At 62.8% G+C, this 17751-nt stretch carries 6 protein-coding genes; 5 read left to right on the forward strand and 1 reads right to left on the reverse strand.

What is annotated here, in order from left to right; genetic code table 11:
- Positions 1-4: 4 nt before the first annotated feature.
- The 3 genes from ACM6IQ_RS14770 (at position 5) to ACM6IQ_RS14780 (ending at position 16085) form a co-directional block, all read left to right on the forward strand.
- Complete coding sequence (locus tag ACM6IQ_RS14770; protein WP_414879170.1) at positions 5-3103, forward strand: non-ribosomal peptide synthetase; 3099 nt, start codon at positions 5-7, stop codon at positions 3101-3103.
- The gene (locus ACM6IQ_RS14775) at positions 3100-14907 is read left to right on the forward strand and encodes an amino acid adenylation domain-containing protein (RefSeq protein ID WP_414879171.1); all 11808 of its coding nucleotides are present in this window, start codon (positions 3100-3102) and stop codon (positions 14905-14907) included. Before ACM6IQ_RS14770 ends, ACM6IQ_RS14775 begins: the two co-directional genes overlap by 4 nt.
- Before the next feature lie 212 nt (positions 14908-15119).
- Positions 15120-16085, forward strand: coding sequence for an alpha/beta hydrolase (locus ACM6IQ_RS14780; RefSeq protein ID WP_414879172.1), 966 nt, complete (start codon positions 15120-15122; stop codon positions 16083-16085).
- Between the two features lie 48 nt (positions 16086-16133).
- Here ACM6IQ_RS14780 and ACM6IQ_RS14785 read toward each other — a convergent pair whose 3' ends face one another.
- Complete coding sequence (locus ACM6IQ_RS14785) at positions 16134-16487, reverse strand: DUF6124 family protein (protein WP_017337595.1); 354 nt, start codon at positions 16485-16487, stop codon at positions 16134-16136.
- Positions 16488-17000: 513 nt separating this feature from the next.
- Here ACM6IQ_RS14785 and ACM6IQ_RS14790 point away from each other — a divergent pair.
- Together ACM6IQ_RS14790 and ACM6IQ_RS14795 are read left to right on the forward strand one after the other, a co-directional pair.
- Positions 17001-17189: an antitoxin gene (locus ACM6IQ_RS14790; RefSeq protein ID WP_414879188.1), complete on the forward strand. Its 189-nt coding sequence runs from the start codon at positions 17001-17003 to the stop codon at positions 17187-17189.
- A gap of 56 nt (positions 17190-17245) precedes the next feature.
- Complete coding sequence (locus tag ACM6IQ_RS14795; protein ID WP_414879173.1) at positions 17246-17701, forward strand: GNAT family N-acetyltransferase; 456 nt, start codon at positions 17246-17248, stop codon at positions 17699-17701.
- Positions 17702-17751: the final 50 nt, after the last annotated feature.

A 17751-nucleotide genomic window follows, 5' to 3' on the forward strand; every position in this document is an offset into this window, starting at 1 on the left:
CGACATGAACACCACCGCCCTCGAACCTTCGGTAGACGTTTTCCAGACTTCGGCCCAGCAAGCCTTCTATTTGCGCGCTCAGGAGCTGGGCGGACAGAGCTTGTTCGCCGCCCTGACCGTTCCGGTCGCCCAGGCTGTGGACGCGCAGGCCTTGCGCCTTGTACTGGACGAGCTGGGTCAGCGCCATGAAACCCTGCGCACGGTCTATCGCCGATTGCCGGGCATGAAGTGGCCTGTGCAAAGCCTGTGCGATGAGCTGCCGGTGACGTTGTCGGGCAGCGTGTCTTCGGTGGCCGAAGCCCTGCGCCGCGGCCGTGAAACCCTGGCTGACGATCCGGCTCGAGTGTTGGTGGTGACGCCCGTACAAACCGCAGAAGGTCAGCATTTCGTCACACTGCTGGCGCCGGCCAGCAGTCTTGATGAAGTATCGCTGCGGGTGCTGTCGGCGGAGCTGGCGAGCCTGTTGCGCGGCGAAACACTGGCCGACAATCAGGAAGATCTGCAGTACCTGGATTACACCGCATGGCAGGAAGAACTGCGCGAAGAAGACATCGGCCTTCAAGGCGCCGTGTTCTGGCGCAACCTGCAACAGCAGTTCGCGCTGGCCCATCATCTGCCGTTTGAAAAGACTGTTGAAGTGACGCTGGCTCGCCATCAGGCCACGCTCGACGACGCGGCATGGCTGGCCGATGTGCAGCGCGTGGCCGCCGCTCAGGGTGTCGAAGCGCAGCGCGTGGCGTTGTTGCTGTGGAGTGCATTCGTGGCGCGCATCGGCAACCAGGAAAAGTTGCTGATGGGCTGGGAAGTGGCAGGGCGCAACGAGCAGACCGACGCGACCCTGGGGCGTTTCGCCCGGCGTTTGCCGGTGGCCTTCGACAATCGCCGCGACGAGACCCTGGCGCAAGCGCTGGCCTCGTTTGCGGCCAGCGTCGAGCAATCGCTGTCCTGGCTCGATTGCCTCAACGAGTTCGAGCTGAGCGCCGAAGGCACGGCGCCACTGCGTTATGGCCTGGTGTTTCAGGCCGATGAGAACACGAACATCGAAGTGGACGACGCCAACTCGGAAGTCCTGCGCCTGCGGGTTCAGGGTGAGAAATTGCAGCTGTCGTGCCTGGCCGGCGCGGTGCCTGAGTCGATGCTCGCCGCCTGGCTGGAGCAGTTTGTCGAATTCAGCCGCCAGTTGCTGACTTCGCCGGAGCTGACGCTGGGCCAGGCCACTCAGGTCAACGCGGTGCAAATGACCCGTTTGATCGAAGACTTCAACCCGCTGTCCGCCGAGCAGGCATTGCCGTGCCGCTACCTGCAAGACCTGTTCACCGAACAGGCTTGCCTGCATCCGCAGCGTATCGCTGTGAGCGTCAATGGCCAGCGTCTGACGTATGCCGAGCTGGATGCACGCTCCAACCAGGTGGCCAATACCTTGCGCGCCCAAGGTGTGGCGCCGGACGAAATCGTTGCGGTCTACGGTCAGCGTTCGCTGGAAATCGTCATTGCTTTGCTCGGCACGCTCAAGGCCGGCGCCGCTTACCTGCCGCTCGATCCGAACTACCCGATCGAGCGTCTGACGTTCATGTTGCAGGACGCCGCCGCGCGTCAGGTGCTGGCCTGCCAGCCGCTGCCGGAAGCGTTGCACAGCGAACGGATGGTTTCGCTGATGGTCGATGCCGAGGTCTGGTCCGCGTCACAAGAGCAGCCATGTCCGCTGGGCGACAGCGCCCATCTGGCCTACGTCATTTACACCTCCGGTTCCACCGGCAAACCCAAGGGCGTGATGATCAGTCACGCCAACGCGGTGGCCTCGACCCTCGCACGCAGCGCGTTCTATCGTCAGCCGTTGCGCACCTTCCTGATGCTCTCATCGTTCTCGTTCGACAGCTCCGTGGCCGGGGTTTTCTGGGCGTTGGGGCAGGGCGCGACCCTGTGCCTGCCGGACGAAGACAGCTACAAGGATCCGGCGCTGCTGGCGGCGCTGATCCAGCGTGAAGAAGTTTCCCATTACCTGACTTTGCCGTCCTACCACGCGCAGATTCTGGAGCACCTCGACAGCCATGCCCTGGCCTGTGTGATCGTGGCCGGCGAAGCGTGCAGCAATGCCTTGGTCGCACGCCATCGCGAGGCTTTGCCGCAGGTGGCGCTGGTCAACGAATACGGCCCGACGGAAGGCACGGTCTGGTGTTCGGCGTGGGAACTGCCGCTCGGTCAGGATGACGACACCATCCCGATTGGCCCGCCGATTCCGGGCATGCGCATTCACGTGCTCGGCCCGGACCTGATGCCGGTGGCCGTGGGCGTCGAAGGCGAACTGTACGTCGGCGGCGCCGGCATCGCCCGCGGCTACCTCAAGCGCGCCACATTGACGGCCGAACGCTTCATCCCCGACCTGTTTGCGAAGCAGGCCGGCCAACGCCTGTACCGCACCGGCGACCTCGCACGCTACCGCGCCGATGGTGTGTTGGAGTATTTGGGGCGGGTCGATCATCAAGTGAAAATCCGCGGTTTCCGCATCGAGCTGGGCGAGATCGAATCCGCCATGCGCAGCGCCCCCGGCATCGAAGACGCCGCGGTCATCGCCCGTGAAACGCCGACCGGCCCGCAACTGCTGGGCTTCGTGATTTCCCCGGCCGACACCGCCGACATCCGCCTCAACGAATTGCGTAGCCATCTCGGCGAAGCACTGCCCGAGCATATGCAGCCCGTTCGCTTGCAGGTGCTGGAACGCTTCCCGCTGATGCCCAACGGCAAACTCAATCGCCAGGCCTTGCTCGACCTCGACGTACGCCGCAGTGCCTTCGTCGCCCCGCGCACCGACCTGGAAAAAGTCCTGGCGGCGATCTGGGCCGAAGCGCTGCACGTGGAGCGGGTCGGCGTGCACGACAGCTTCTTCGAGCTGGGCGGCCACTCGCTGCTGGCCACGCGGATTCGCGCGCGGATTCAGGAAGAACTGAACCTGGCGATCCCGCTGAAGCTGTTCTTCGAGGGCGACACGCTGGAGCGCCTGGCGGCGGAAATCGAGCGGTTCCGTCAGCACAGTGAACACAAAGAAAACGATGTAGACGCGCTGGAAGCGTTGTTCGACGAAGTGGATGAGGAACACACGCGATGAGTGCTGCACCGGACAGAATGATGACCCTGGCCCAGCGTTTCTGCGGCTTGAGCCTGGAGGCGCGGCGTGCCTTGCAAGAAAAGATGCACGCGCAAGGCCTGACCCTGGAACTGCTGCCGATCCCGCCCAGGGACCCGGCGGTGGACACGTTACCGGCGTCGTACGCGCAGCAGCGCTTGTGGTTTCTGTGGCAGATGCAGCCGCAGGCGACCGCGTACAACCTGACCGGTGCCTTTCGCCTGAACGGTGAGCTGAACCGTGCAGCGCTGGCACAAACCCTCGCCGCGCTGGTGCAGCGCCACGAAGTGTTGCGCACCACCTTCGTCTTCGACGAGCAGCAGGTGCTGCAAAAAATCCATCCGCAGATGGACGCACCGCTGATCGAGGCCGACGCCGCTGACGAAACCGAACTGCAACGTCAGGTCGGTCTCAACGCCGAGCAGCCGTTCGACTTGCAGCACGGTCCGTTGATGCGCTGCCGGTTGATCCGCCTCGACGCGCAGCAGCATGTGCTGGTGCTGACGTTCCATCACATCGTCACTGACGGCGGTTCGCTGCCAATCCTGTTGCAGGAATTCACTCAACGCTATGCGCAACTGAGCGCGGGGCAGTCGCCGCAACTGCCGGAGCAGGGGATTCAATACGCCGATTTCGCCCGCTGGCAGCGCCTGTGGCTGGAGGCCGGCGAAGCCGAACGTCAGCTGGCGTACTGGCGTGAACAACTGGGCCGTGAGCATCCGCCGCTGAACCTGCCGGCGGACCGTCGTCGCCCGGCGATCCCGAGCCAGCAGGGCGCGAGCGTCGAACTGAAGGTGCCGGCCGAGCTAGCGATCAACCTGAAGGATCTCGCTCGTCGCGAAGGCTGCACGCTGTTCATGGTGCTGATGGCTTCGTTGCAAACCCTGTTGCATCGCTACAGCGGTGAACAGGACATTCGCGTCGGCGTGCCGATTGCCAACCGTACCCGTCAGGACGTGGAGAACCTGCTGGGCTTTTTCGTCAACACCCAAGTGCTGCGTACCCAGCCCCATGCCGATCAGCCATTCCTGCAATTGCTGGCCGAGGTCAAAACCGCGGCACTGGGTGCGCAGGCGCATCAGGATCTGCCTTTCGAGCAACTGGTCGACGGGCTCGATGTCGAACGCAGCCTGAGTCACACGCCGCTGTTCCAGGTGATGTTCAACCACCAGCGCGATGCCGGTGGCCAGCAGCGCTGGGACTTGCCGGGCCTGAGCGTCGAACCGCTGATCTGGGATGAAAAGACCACCAAGTTCGACCTGATGCTCGACACCGTGGAGAGCGACGACGGCATCCGCGCCTCGTTTGTCTATGCCACCGAATTGTTCGACGCCGCGACCATCGAGCGTCTGGGGCGGCATTGGCTGAACCTGTTGCAGGCGATTTGCGCCGACGGCTCGGTCGCGTTGGCCGACCTGCGCATGCTCGCGCCAACCGAGCAACAAGCGACTTTGCTGGACTGGAACCGCAGCGCCCCGGCAAACGTGGCCGGCCAATCGCACACGCTGTGCGCGCATCAACTGATCGAAGCCCAGGCCGCCGCGCACCCGCACACCATCGCGGTGACCTGCGACGGCGTGACCCTCAGCTACGCGCAACTGAACCAACAGGCCAACCGCATCGCCCAGCGTCTGCGCGAACGCGGTGTTGGTCCGGACGTGTTGGTGGGGATCGCGCTGGAGCGCTCGCTGGAGATGATCGTCAGCGTGCTGGCGATCCTCAAGGCGGGTGGCGCTTATGTGCCGCTGGACCCGGAATACCCGCAGGATCGTCTGGCCTACATGTTGGCCGACAGCGGCACGCGCCTGTTGCTGACTGACTCCGCGTTGTTGCCGCGACTGCCGTTGTCCGAAGGCATCGAGGTGATTTGCCTGGATCACGCCAATGACTGGTTCAACGAAGTATCTGCCGAAAACCTGCCGAACCTGACCCGCCCGGAAAACCTCGCGTACGTCATCTACACCTCCGGCTCCACCGGCAAACCCAAGGGCACGCTGCTGCCCCACAGCAACCTGACCCGCCTGTTCAGCGCCACCGAACACGGGTTCGGTTTCAACGCGGACGATGTCTGGAGCCTGTTCCATTCCTATGCCTTCGACTTCTCCGTGTGGGAAATCTTTGGCGCGCTGTTCTACGGCGGCAAGCTGGTGGTGGTGCCGCACGCCATCAGCCGATCCCCGGAAGATTTCGCCCGCCTGCTGTGCGATGAACAGGTTACGGTGCTCAACCAGACACCGTCGGCGTTCCGCCAGCTGATGCCATTTGCCTGCGCCAATGCCCAGGGCATGGCCCTGCGTTACGTGGTGTTTGGCGGCGAGGCACTGGACGTCGCGAGCCTGCGTCCGTGGTACGACGTGTTCGACGACCGAAAGACGTTGCTGATCAACATGTACGGCATCACCGAAACCACCGTGCACGTGACGTACCGGCCGTTGTCCCGCGCCGACCTTGACGGCGTCAACAGTTCGCCGTTGGGCGAGCCGATTGCCGACCTGCGCTGGTACGTGCTCGATCCGCGCCTGAACCCGGTGGCCAAGGGTTGCGTCGGTGAGCTCTACGTCGGCGGTGCCGGCCTGGCGCGGGGTTATCACCAGCGCGCCGATTTGACCGCCACGCGGTTTGTCCCGGACCTGTTTGCCAGCGAGGCGGGGGCGCGCCTGTATCGCACCGGCGATCTGGCGCGCTATTGCACCGACGGCAGCATCGAGTACGCCGGACGCATCGACCATCAAGTGAAGATTCGTGGCTTCCGCATCGAACTGGGAGAAATCCAGGACCGCCTGCAAAGCCATCCGGCCATCGAGCAAGCGCTGGTGCTGGCGCCCGAGATCAATGGCAGCCAGCAATTGGTCGCGTGGTTTACCGTCACCCAGGACGTCGCCGATTTGCGCCAGGCGTTGCGCGAGCACTTGCAAGCGGGCCTGCCGGATTACATGGTGCCGGCGCATTTGCTCAAGCTCGATCACTGGCCGCTGACCAGCAACGGCAAGCTTGATCGCAACGCGTTGCCCAAGCCTGACGCCACGCTGGCGCAGCAGGTTTACACGGCGCCAGCGGACGAGATGCAAACCGCGTTGGCGGCGATCTGGCAAGACGTGCTCAAGCTTGAGCGCGTGGGCATCGACGACAATTTCTTCGAACTGGGTGGCGACTCGATCATCTCGATTCAGGTGGTCAGTCGTGCGCGTCAGGCCGGGATCCGCATCACCCCGCGTGATCTGTTTCAACACCAGACCGTGGAAAGTCTGGCGAAGGTCGCCCAGCGCAGCGCCGGTTTGGTCATCGACCAGGGCCCGGTGCGCGGCGATGTGCTGCTGACACCGATCCAGCACTGGTTTTTCGAGCAGACCATCGAAACCCGGGACCACTGGAACCAGTCGGTGCTGCTGGAGCTTCGCGAGCCTCTGGACAGCGCCTGCCTGCAACAGGCATTGACCGCGCTGCTGGAGCATCACGACGCGTTGCGCCTGCGTTTGCATCAGGTGGATGGCGTGTGGCAGCAGGCCCAGGCCGAGCACTGGAACAGCGCCGAACTGTTGTGGCAGCGGCAGGCCACGAACGCCGATGAGCTGCTTGATCACTGCAACGCCGCACAAGCCAGCCTGAGTTTGCAAGATGGTCCGCTGTTGCGCGCCTTGCTGGTGGACATGGCCGCGGACGGCCAACGCTTGCTGTTGGTGGTGCATCACCTGGCGGTGGACGGCGTGTCCTGGCGTCTGCTACTCGAAGATTTGCAAACAGCCTACGACCAGGCGCGTCAGGCGCAACCCCTGCGCCTGCCGGCCAAATCCAGCGCCTATCAGGCCTGGGCGGCGCGTTTGCAAACCCATGCGCAAAGTCCCGAGCTGGCGCGTCAAGCGGATTACTGGCAGCGCCAATACCACGACGTGGTGGTGGACCTGCCCGCCGATAATCCACAGGGCAGCCTGGCCAGCCAACATGCCGTGAGCGTGGAAACCGTGCTCGACAGCACCTTCACCCGCCAACTGCTGCAAGACGCTCCGGCGGCGTATCGCACGCAGGTCAACGACCTGTTGCTGACGGCGTTGTCGCGAGTCCTGGGGGCCTGGACTGGCCAGCCATCAACCCTGGTCAAACTGGAAGGCCACGGCCGCGAAGACCTGTTCGACGACATCGACCTGACCCGCACCGTGGGCTGGTTCACCTCGATCTTCCCGGTCAAGTTGACCCCGGCCGGCGATCTGGCCGGGAGCATCAAGGCGGTCAAGGAACAGCTGCGCGCGGTGCCGGACAAAGGCATCGGTTTTGGCATCCTGCGCTATCTGGCTCAGGCCGGTCTTGAGGCGTTGCCGCAGCCGCAAATCACCTTCAACTACATGGGCCAGTTCGATGCCAGCTTCGATGAGCAGGCACCGTGGCGTCCGGCCCGGGAACACGGTGGCGCCGAGCAAGGTGCTTCCGCCTCGCTGGACCGTGGCCTGAGCATTAACGGTCAGGTCTACGCGGGGCAACTGCGCCTGAGCTGGACCTTCAGCCGCGAAGTCTTCGCCGAGCACACCGTGCAGCGTCTGGCCGAGGCCTATGCCGCCGAGCTGCAACAGCTGATCGAACACTGCCTCAGCGGTGCCGGTGGCCTGACGCCGAGTGATGTGCCGCTGGTCAGTGTCGATCAGGCACAGCTCGATGCACTGCCGCTGGCGGCGCGTGAAATCGAAAACATCTTCCCGCTGTCGCCGATGCAGGAAGGCATGCTGTTCCACAGTCTGTTCGCCCCTGATGCCGGCGCTTACATTCCGCAAATGCGCGTGGATGTGCAGGGCATTGAGGTCGAGGCGTTCCGCAGCGCCTGGCAGCAGACGCTGGAAAACCATGAAGTGCTGCGCGCCGCGTTCTTCAGCGAGAGCAATGGCTCGCGACCGCTGCAAGTGATTCTGGCCCACGCCACGTTGCCGTTGACCGTGCTCGACTGGCGCAGTGAAGCGGATCAGAGGCAGGCCCTGGAACGTCTGGCCGAGGACGATCGCCTGCGCGGTTTCGACCTGACGGCGGCGCCGTTGCTGCGCCTGACCCTGGTGCAGACCGCGAACGACACCCATCACCTGATCTTCACCAACCACCACATTCTGCTGGATGGCTGGAGCACCTCGCAGTTGTTCGGCGAAGTGCTGCAGCGTTATTCCGGTGTGATGCCAGTGGCGAGTGGCGGTCGTTATCGCGATTACATGACGTGGCTGGGCGGGCGTGATCGCGCCGCGTGCGAAGCGTTCTGGCTGGAGCAGTTGCAAGCGTTCAACGAACCGACGCGATTGGCCGGCGCGATGCCGGGAGCGGTCGCAGGGCAGGGCGACGGTCATCGCACCGTTCATCTGAGCCTGGACCGGGCGGCCACCGAGCGCCTGAGCGGGTTTGCCCGGCAGGCCCGCGTCACGCCGAACACCTTGCTGCAAGCGGCGTGGCTGTTGCTGTTGCAGCGCTACACCGGTCAGCGCACGGTGGCGTTCGGCGCCACGGTGTCGGGGCGTCCGAGCGAGTTGCAGGGCATCGAGCAGCAAGTCGGTCTGTTCATCAACACCTTGCCGGTGATCGCCACGCCGCACCCCGAGCGCACGGTCAGCCAATGGGTGGACGAGGTGCAGGCGCTCAACCTCAAATTGCGCGATGTCGAATACACGCCGCTGGCGGATGTGCAGCGCTGGGCCGGGCATTCCGGCGAGGCGCTGTTCGACACGCTGCTGGTGTTCGAAAACTACCCGGTCGCCGAGGCGCTGGAGGGCGGAAATCCAAGCACGCTGAAGTTTTCCGGTATCAGCCATCACGATCAGACCAGTTTCCCGCTCGCCATCGCCGCCGAGCTTGGCGAGTGCCTGGACCTGCGCTTCAATTTCGACACGGCGCTGTTTACTGCTGAGGCCATCGACAGCCTGAGCACTCGTCTGGTGGCGTTGCTCGATGCGATGGTTCGTGAGCCGCAACAAGCCCTGGGCCGTCTGAGCCTGCTCGACGCCACGCAGACCGAGCAGCAAGTGCAAGGCTTCAACGACACCGCCGTGACCTGGCCCGACGTACGTCCGGTCAACCAGTGCTTCGAGGCCCAGGTGCTGAAAACTCCGGACGCTGCGGCGTTGGTGTTCGCCGGTCAGACCCTGACGTATGGCGAACTCAACCAACAGGCCAACCGCCTCGCGCACTACCTGCGTGCCCAAGGCGTCGGCGCCGAAGTGCTGGTGGGGATTGCCGCCGAGCGTTCGCTGGAACTGGTGATCGGTTTGCTGGCGATCATGAAGGCCGGCGGTGCCTATGTGCCGCTGGACCCGGACTACCCGCGCGAGCGCCTGGAGCACATGTTCGAAGACAGCGGCGTGCGCGTGCTGTTGACCCAGCGTCATCTGCTGGCGCAATTGCCGATTCCGGCCGGCACCACGGCAATCTGCCTGGACGACAGTGCTCATCTGGTCGAAGGCTTGAGCGACGAAAACCTGCCGTGCGTGGTCGAGTTGCAATCGTTGGCGTACATGATTTACACCTCCGGCTCCACCGGCAAACCCAAGGGCGCGGCCAACCGTCACGATGCGTTGTACAACCGCATTGAGTGGATGCAGGGCGCGTATCCGCTGGACGGACGCGACACGGTGCTGCAAAAGACGCCGTTCAGTTTTGACGTGTCGGTGTGGGAGTTCTTCTGGCCGCTGATGGTCGGTGCACGCCTTGCAGTCGCCGAGCCCGGCGCCCATCGCGACCCGGCGCAACTGGTGCGTCTGATCGAGCAGTATCAGGTCAGCACCCTGCATTTCGTGCCGTCGATGTTGCAGGCGTTTGTCCAGGGCGAAGGCTTTGAACGTTGCGCCAGCCTGCGGCAGATCCTGTGCAGCGGTGAAGCGCTGTCGGCGGATTTGCAGAACAGCCTGTTCCGCGTGCTGCCCGGCGTCGGTTTGTACAACCTGTACGGGCCGACTGAAGCCGCCATCGACGTGACTCACTGGACGTGCGTCGATGACGGTTCGATCAGCGTGCCGATCGGTTACCCGATCGCCAACCTGGTGACCTACATCCTCGACGACAGCCTGCAACCGCAAGTGCCGGGTTGTGTCGGTGAACTGTATTTGGGCGGTATCGGTCTGGCGCGGGGTTACCACCGTCGTCCGGACTTGACGGCCGAGCGTTTCGTCGCCAGCCCGTTCGGCGGAAAGGGCGAGCGCCTGTACCGCACCGGCGACCTGGCGCGTTATCGCGAGGACGGCGTGATCGAGTACGTCGGCCGCATCGACCATCAAGTGAAGATCCGCGGCTTGCGCATCGAACTGGGCGAAATCGAAGCCTGCCTGCTGGAACATCCACAGGTGCGCGAGGCGGTGGTGATCGCGCTGGATGTGGGTAAATCCAAACAGCTGGTGGCTTACGTGGTGGGCCAGTCGTTGGTGCTCGATACGTTGAAGCAGCACCTGCGCAACGCGTTGCCCGAGCACATGCAACCGAGCCATGTGTTGTTGCTTGAGCAACTGCCCGTGACACCAAACGGCAAGCTCGATCGCCGCGCCTTGCCGCAACCCGATCAGCAGGTGCGCGAATACGTCGCGCCGCGCAATGCCGTGGAGGCGACGCTGCAGGACGTGTGGCAGGCCTTGTTCGAAGTGCCGGTCGGTATTGAGGACAACTTCTTCGAACTGGGCGGCGATTCCATCGTATCGATCCAGGCGGTCAGCCGTGCACGCAAGGCCGGCCTGAGCATTTCGCCGAAACACGTGTTCAGCCACCCGACCATCGCTGAACTGGCGACGGTTGCCCAGACTGTGGACGCCGTTGAATCGGCGCCGGTGGTGGTTGCACCAGCGCTGAAACTCGAACTGAGCGAAGCGCAATATCAGGCGCTGGAATTGACGGCAGACGAAGTGGACGACGTTTATCCCCTGTCGCCGATGCAGCAGGGCATGCTGTTCCACTCGGTGCAGGACGGTGATTCGGGGCTGTACGTCAACCAGATCGAAGTGGGCGTGCGTGGCGTTGACGGTCCGCGCTTCCGCGAAGCCTGGGCCGACGCCGCGCAGCGCCACGCGATCCTGCGTACCGCGTTCCTCTGGGAGGGCGACAAGGAGCCGCTGCAAGTGGTGCTGCGCCAGGCGCCGGCGCTGCTGACCGAGCTGGACTGGCGCGGTGTGGATAACCAGGTCGAACGTGTACGCCAATTGGCCAGCGATGAACGTGAACGTGGCTTCTCGCTGAACCGTGCGCCGTTGTTGCGATTGCTGCTGGTACGCCTGGAAGACGACCGCTATCGGCTGATCTGGACCTACCATCACATCCTCATGGATGGCTGGAGCGTATCGCGCCTGATCGGTGAAGTGCTGCGGCATTACAGCGGCGACGCGCAGGAACCGGTGGCCGCGTATCGCGACTACATCGACTGGCTCGGCCAACAAGTGGCCGAGGCCAGCGAGGCGTTCTGGAAAGGCAAACTCACCGCCCTCGAAGGCGCCACGCACCTGGCCCGCGCATTGCCGGTGAAGGCGCCGCAAGCGGGTTATCACGCGATCTACACGCACCTGAATGCGCAGCAAACCGCGCGTTTGCAGGCGTTTGCCCAGCAACAGCAAGTGACGCTCAACACCCTGGTGCAAGCCGCGTGGCTGTTGCTGTTGCAGCGCTACACCGGTCAACGCACGGTGACGTTCGGCGCCACGGTGTCGGGCCGCCCGGAAACCCTCAACGGTTCGGAGAACATGTTGGGGCTGTTCATCAACACCTTGCCGGTGGTCAACAGCGTGCCGACCGAAGCGAGCGTCGGTGACTGGCTGCGCGAAATCCAGGCCTACAACCTCGACATCCGTGACTTCCAGCAAACTCCGCTCAGCGATATTCAACGCTGGGCCGGGCAGGGCGGGCAGTCGCTGTTCGACAGCATCATCGTCTTCGAAAACCAGCCGGTGGACCGCACGTTGCGTGAGTGGAACGGCGATTCGCTGCGCTTCGAAGACGTCTCCGACTTCGGCCTGACCAGCTTCGCCATGGACTTGATGGTCAGCCTCGATGAAGGGCTGCGCATCGAGTACATGCACCCGCGCGATCAGTTCGACCTGGCCACCGTGGAGGTTTTGCGCAGTCACATGGAAAGCCTGATGCAGCGTCTGTGCGACAACGCCGAGCGCGCAGTGGGCGAGTTGGGCTTGCTGACGCTGGACGAAGGCCGGCAACTGGACGGCGAACTGCCGACGCTGGCCGACGACCACGAACGGCCGGTGCACGAACTGATCCGCGAGCGGGCGCGCCTGCAACTGGAGCACACCGCATTGGTGCTCAGCTACGCCGACCACGACGCTGAACGCTTGAGTTATGCCGAGCTGGATCGTCGTTCCGACGCACTCGCGGTGCACCTGCTGGAGCAGGGCGTGCAGGCCGAAGACGTGATCGGCGTGTTCATGGAACGCTCGCTGGAACTGGTGGTGTCGCTGTTGGCGGTGATGAAGTGCGGCGCCGCTTACGTGCCGCTGGACCCGCAATACCCGCAGGAACGCCTGCGCTACATGATGGCCGACAGTGACATGCGTTTACTGCTGACCCAGGAGCGTTTGCGTGACACCGCGCAACTCAATCCGGGCACGCCGATGGTCGCCGTGGATCGCTTGAACCTCGACGTCGAAGTGTCGGCACCGCAAAGCAACGTCCACGCCGAGCAACTGGCCTACCTGATTTACACCTCGGGCTCGACCGGCAAACCGAAAAGCGTCGCCGTGGCCCACGGGCCGTTGAGCATGCACGTGCAGGCGATTGCCGAGCTGTACGAAATGGCCCCGGGCAATCGCGAACTGCATTTCATGTCGTTCGCCTTCGACGGCGCCCATGAACGCTGGATCACCGCGCTGATCAGCGGCTCGACCCTGGTGGTCCGTGACAACACGCTGTGGACCGCCGAGCAGACCCTGGCGGTGTTGCACCGTCAACGCATCAGCGTCGCCTGCTTCCCGCCGGCGTACCTGTTGCAACTGGCCGAACACGCCGAGTTGCAGGGCGGTGATCCGCCGCCGGTGCGCATCTACTGCTTCGGTGGCGATGCGGTGCCGGACGCCACGTTCGAGCGGGTCAAGCACAGGCTCAAACCGCAATTCCTGGTAAACGGCTACGGCCCGACGGAAACCGTGGTCACGCCGTTGCTGTGGAAAATCGCTGCCGACGGCCACTGCGAGGCGATGTACGCGCCGATCGGTCGCCGCGTCGGCACTCGCAGCCTGCATGTGCTGGACATGGACCTCAACCCATTGCCGGCGGGCATGGTCGGCGAGTTGTACATCGGCGGTCGTGGCGTTGCGCGTGGCTACCACCGTCACCCGTGGCAAACCGCCGAGCGTTTCGTCGCCGACCCGTTCAGTCGCGACGGTGGTCGCCTGTATCGCACCGGTGACCTGGTGCGCCGCCGCGAGGATGGCGTGTTCGATTACGTGGGGCGCATCGACCATCAGGTCAAAGTGCGCGGCTTCCGTATCGAACTGGGTGAAATCGAAGCCCGTTTGCGTGAGCAAGTCGGAGTCAATGACGCGCTGGTGGTGGTCCGTGACAGCGGCCTGGGTCCGCAACTGGTGGGTTATGTGGTTGCGGCCGAAGACGACGGTCTGGGCCTGCGTTGCCAGGCAGCCTTGCGTGAAAGCCTGCCGGATTACATGGTGCCGACGCAGATCGTGGTGTTGCCACGCTTCCCGCTGACACCGAACGGCAAACTCGATCGCAAGGCATTGCCCGATCCGACCTTCGAAGGCCGCGACTACGTGGCCCCGCGCACGCCGCTGGAATGGGCGCTGGCCGAAATTTGGCAGCAAGTGCTCGGCGTCGACAAAGTCGGCATCACTGACAATTTCTTTGAGTTGGGCGGTGATTCGCTGCGCACCCTCAAGGTGATCTCGAAGGTGCGGGCGCTGAATGAGCCGGACTTCCAGCTGAAACTGCGCGACATGATGGCCAAGCCGACCATCGCCGGGTTGTCCGGTGTCGATGAGCAACCGGTCAAACAGAGCCCTGAACCGCTGTTGCTCTTGAACCAGCCCGTGGACGGTTTGCCGGCGCTGTTCTGTCTGCACGCCGGTTTCGGCACGGTGTTCGACTACGAGCCTTTGGCCCGTCGACTCGAAGGCCAGCGCACGGTGTACGGCGTGCAATGCCGCATGCTGCTCGACCGCCAGTGGCACGACACCTCGCTGCATCAGATGGCCGCGGACTACGTCGGAGCAATCCGCCGCAAACAGGCACAAGGCCCGTATCACTTGCTGGGCTGGTCGTTGGGCGGGGCGCTGGCGTTGCTGGTCGGCAACCTGCTTGAGCAGCAGGGCCAGCGGGTGGCGTTCGTCGGTCTGGTGGACAGTTTTGTGCCGACCCAGGCCAACGCCGTCGCCAGTGTCGATGAGTGGCGCGCGGACCTGAGCGAGTTCCTCGGCGCAACCTTGAACATGGACAGTGATGTCGTAGCCCGGGCATTGAGTGTCGAAACTGCGGGTGATCAGGACGCGGTTGCGCGGATCATTCGCACCGTGATCGACACCGAGGGCGAGCAGGCCAGCGGCTACGCGTTGCTCGGTGCCGATGAGCTGGCGCAGACGTTCATGGTCAGCACCCGCTTGAAGGCGTTGTCACGGCAGGTCGAGAGCTTGCCGCTGCCGCACGCCGAACTGTGCTGCTGGTGGGCCGATGGCAACCCGACCGCCGAACGGGCGACGCTGGAACGTCAGCAACCGCGGCTGCGCAAGGTGCAAACCGTCACCGCCAGCCACTTCGATATCCTGCAACGGGAGGAATGCCTGAGTGCCGTGGTCGCGGTACTTGATCGGGAGGTGGTGTCACAGCCGTAACGCTCAAGAAAAATATCGAGGCATGCAAAAAACATGTGGCGAGGGAGCTTGCTCCCGCTGGGTCGCGAAGCGGCCCCAAAAAAGGACTGCTGCGCAGCCCAGCGGGAGCAAGCTCCCTCGCCACAGAAGAGCATTGCGCTTGTGTGCCCTAATGAACGGCCTTCACCGTTCGTTTATAGGGCGAGCTTTTTATTTTTTGGAGACGACCGCCCATGGCACTGCACCCGGACATCGAAGGTTTTCTGGAACTGGCCGAGTTCGGCCGCCTCACCGGAAAAAGCCTGCCCATGCACGAGCTGAGTCCGACCGACGCGCGCCAGCAGTTCGAGCAAACCTCGCAGCTGCTCGATGCTGCACCGATGGGCGCGCTGACCGTGACTGCGGTGAGCATTCCGGCCCGCGCCGGCCATCTGCTCAACGCGCGCCTCTACGCTCGCCCGTCGCTGGGCACGCAGGAGCGTCCGGTGCTGCTGTATTTCCATGGCGGCGGATACGTGGTCGGCAGCCTCGATTCCCATGACACCCTGTGCCGGCGCCTGGCATTGGCGGGTGGTTTTGCGGTGCTGTCGGCGGATTATCGACTGGCCCCGGAACACCGTTTCCCTACCGCTTACCACGATGCCGAGGACGTGACACGCTGGCTTGCGACTACCGGCGCCAGTGCTTTGGGGCTGGACGCCACGCGCATCGCATTGGCGGGGGACAGCGTCGGTGGCAGCCTGGTGGCCTCGTTGTCGATCGCCATCGCGCAGAATCCACAAGCCTGGCCGCTGACGCCACGGCTGCAAGCGTTGTTGTACCCGGTGATCGACGCCGTGGAAAAACGCCCGTCCCTCGCACGTTTCGCCGAAGGCTATCTGCTGGAAGCGACCACGCTGGAATGGTTCTACCAGCAGTATCAACGCAACGCCGATGATCGCCGCGACTGGCGCTTTTCACCGTTGTTTGCCGAGACCTTGCAAGGTCTGACGCCGACGGTGTTGTGGCTGGCCGAATACGACCCGCTGCTCGACGAAGGCCTGGCCTGGGCCGAAAAATTGCGTGCGGCGGGGCAGCCTGTGGTGCTGGACGTGAAAGCGGGCATGACCCACGACTTCGCGCGGATGGGGGAGATGGTTCAGGAAGTGCCGGGGATGCTGGAGCAACTGGCGGGGCAGATTACTGAAAGTCTGGGTTGAGGGGCAGGAATCGTTCCCACGCTCTGTGGGAACGATCATGTCACCGGACTAATGCGTGTCCTCTATCGGATCCAGATGGTCCAATGCCCGATTCACCGTCAACTCCGCCAGCATGATCACCTGCGAAATGCCCAGCAGTGAATTGCGCGACGACCCCGTCATATGATCAGCCAGATCATTGGCCATCACCTCGGCCGAGGCCAGCGATTCACACGCATAACCCAGCAGGGTTTCGATATCGAATTCCGGATTGACGATGAACATTGTGCTGAGTGTGCGCGGGGTGGGTTTGATGTCGGCGATTGAGGGTTGGAAATCAGGAGTGGGGGCGGTGGGTGAGTCGAGGTTTTCTTTGGGGGAGGCCGGATCGGTTTCCGGCGGGTTTGGTGTGACCTTGGGCATATTTAGATTCCTGTTGTGGGCCGGAACCTCTTCTCTACTAAAAGAAGGGGTGGCAGCTGTACGCAGGTTAGTAGACCGGGGAATCTAAGAAGCCGGCGTGCCCGAGGGCACCCTGCGTACAGCTACCATCAAAATGCAGGAGTAAACCTGATTGATAGCGCGTTGTACGTCTTAGATTAAGCCTCGGGCTACTAAACCCGATCACTGATGGGCAGTGACAGGAATAAAGTTATAGAGAGGACCCATGACGCACAAGCCGGCGGATTCTGGCGTACCTGTAGGCAACGACGCAAGGTGATGTAGCTTTCACGAAGTAACCTGTAGGCCGCTTAAACAAACTATGCCGAACAGCATTAATAAGCGGCTGCACGGTTCTTACACCCGAGGTAAATCGCGTAAATATCGGGGAAATTTCCGACATGTTTTTAGGCTTGGCGGTCGGAAGTTCGGCGTGTAGCGTGGTGGCTCCCCTATTCGCGGGTAGAGGTGTACTTCGTCTCACCGGAGGTGACTATTAGCGCCGACTTTTCCCCTATCGTTTCAGCGTTCGAAACCAAAGAGCAAGCCGTCAGCTATAACCGTTGGTTCCGTGCCAGGGTGCAAACTTCGCTCGATGATCCACGCTTGAACGTCCCCGCACAGGTGATGACTGAGATGCGAGCGCTGATCGAATCAAAGCGCCACAAGCGTGATGATGGTTGAATATCGGTTCGCCACCTCCCTTTACGATCAGCAAATACACGGAAAGACGCACTCATATGGACTGCCTGATTCGAATCGCCACAAGCGAAGATGCAACCGCCATAAGCCGAGTCATTATTGACGCGCTACGCGAAACCAACGCCCAGGACTACACGGCAGCAATCATCGAACAAGTGGAACAAAGCTTCTCCCCGGAGGCCATTCTTCGCTTACTGACTCAACGCCAGGTTTACGTGGCAACAGTCGACCATCACGTTGTTGCAACCGCCAGCCTTAATAAGGACGTTGTTCGAAGCGTATTCGTCGACCCGCTCTATCAGAGGCAGGGTATCGGAAAACAGTTGATGGTGATGATTCAGTCAACCGCCGCCAGCGGTGAAGTCAAATTTCTGCGCGTTCCTTCTTCAATCACCGCAGAAGGCTTTTACGCATCGCTTGGCTTCAAAAAAGTGCGGGACGAATTTCACGGCACCGAGCGCACGATCATCATGGAAAAGGGGTTGGAGCAGTAGTTCACGCTTCTGCTCTGCAAACAATCAGTTTGAAAACCGTTGCGTGGGGA

It is taken from the genome of Pseudomonas sp. IT-P100 (genome assembly GCF_949767185.1).
Lineage (GTDB): Bacteria > Pseudomonadota > Gammaproteobacteria > Pseudomonadales > Pseudomonadaceae > Aquipseudomonas > Aquipseudomonas fluorescens_B.

Coding starts and splice junctions, on each gene's coding strand:
- ACM6IQ_RS14775 (WP_414879171.1), top strand. CDS start 3,100: ATGAGTGCTGCACCGGACAGAATGATGACCCTGGCCCAGCGTTTCTGC.
- ACM6IQ_RS14785 (WP_017337595.1), bottom strand. CDS start 16,487: ATGCCCAAGGTCACACCAAACCCGCCGGAAACCGATCCGGCCTCCCCC.
- ACM6IQ_RS14795 (WP_414879173.1), top strand. CDS start 17,246: ATGGACTGCCTGATTCGAATCGCCACAAGCGAAGATGCAACCGCCATA.
- ACM6IQ_RS14780 (WP_414879172.1), top strand. CDS start 15,120: ATGGCACTGCACCCGGACATCGAAGGTTTTCTGGAACTGGCCGAGTTC.
- ACM6IQ_RS14770 (WP_414879170.1), top strand. CDS start 5: ATGAACACCACCGCCCTCGAACCTTCGGTAGACGTTTTCCAGACTTCG.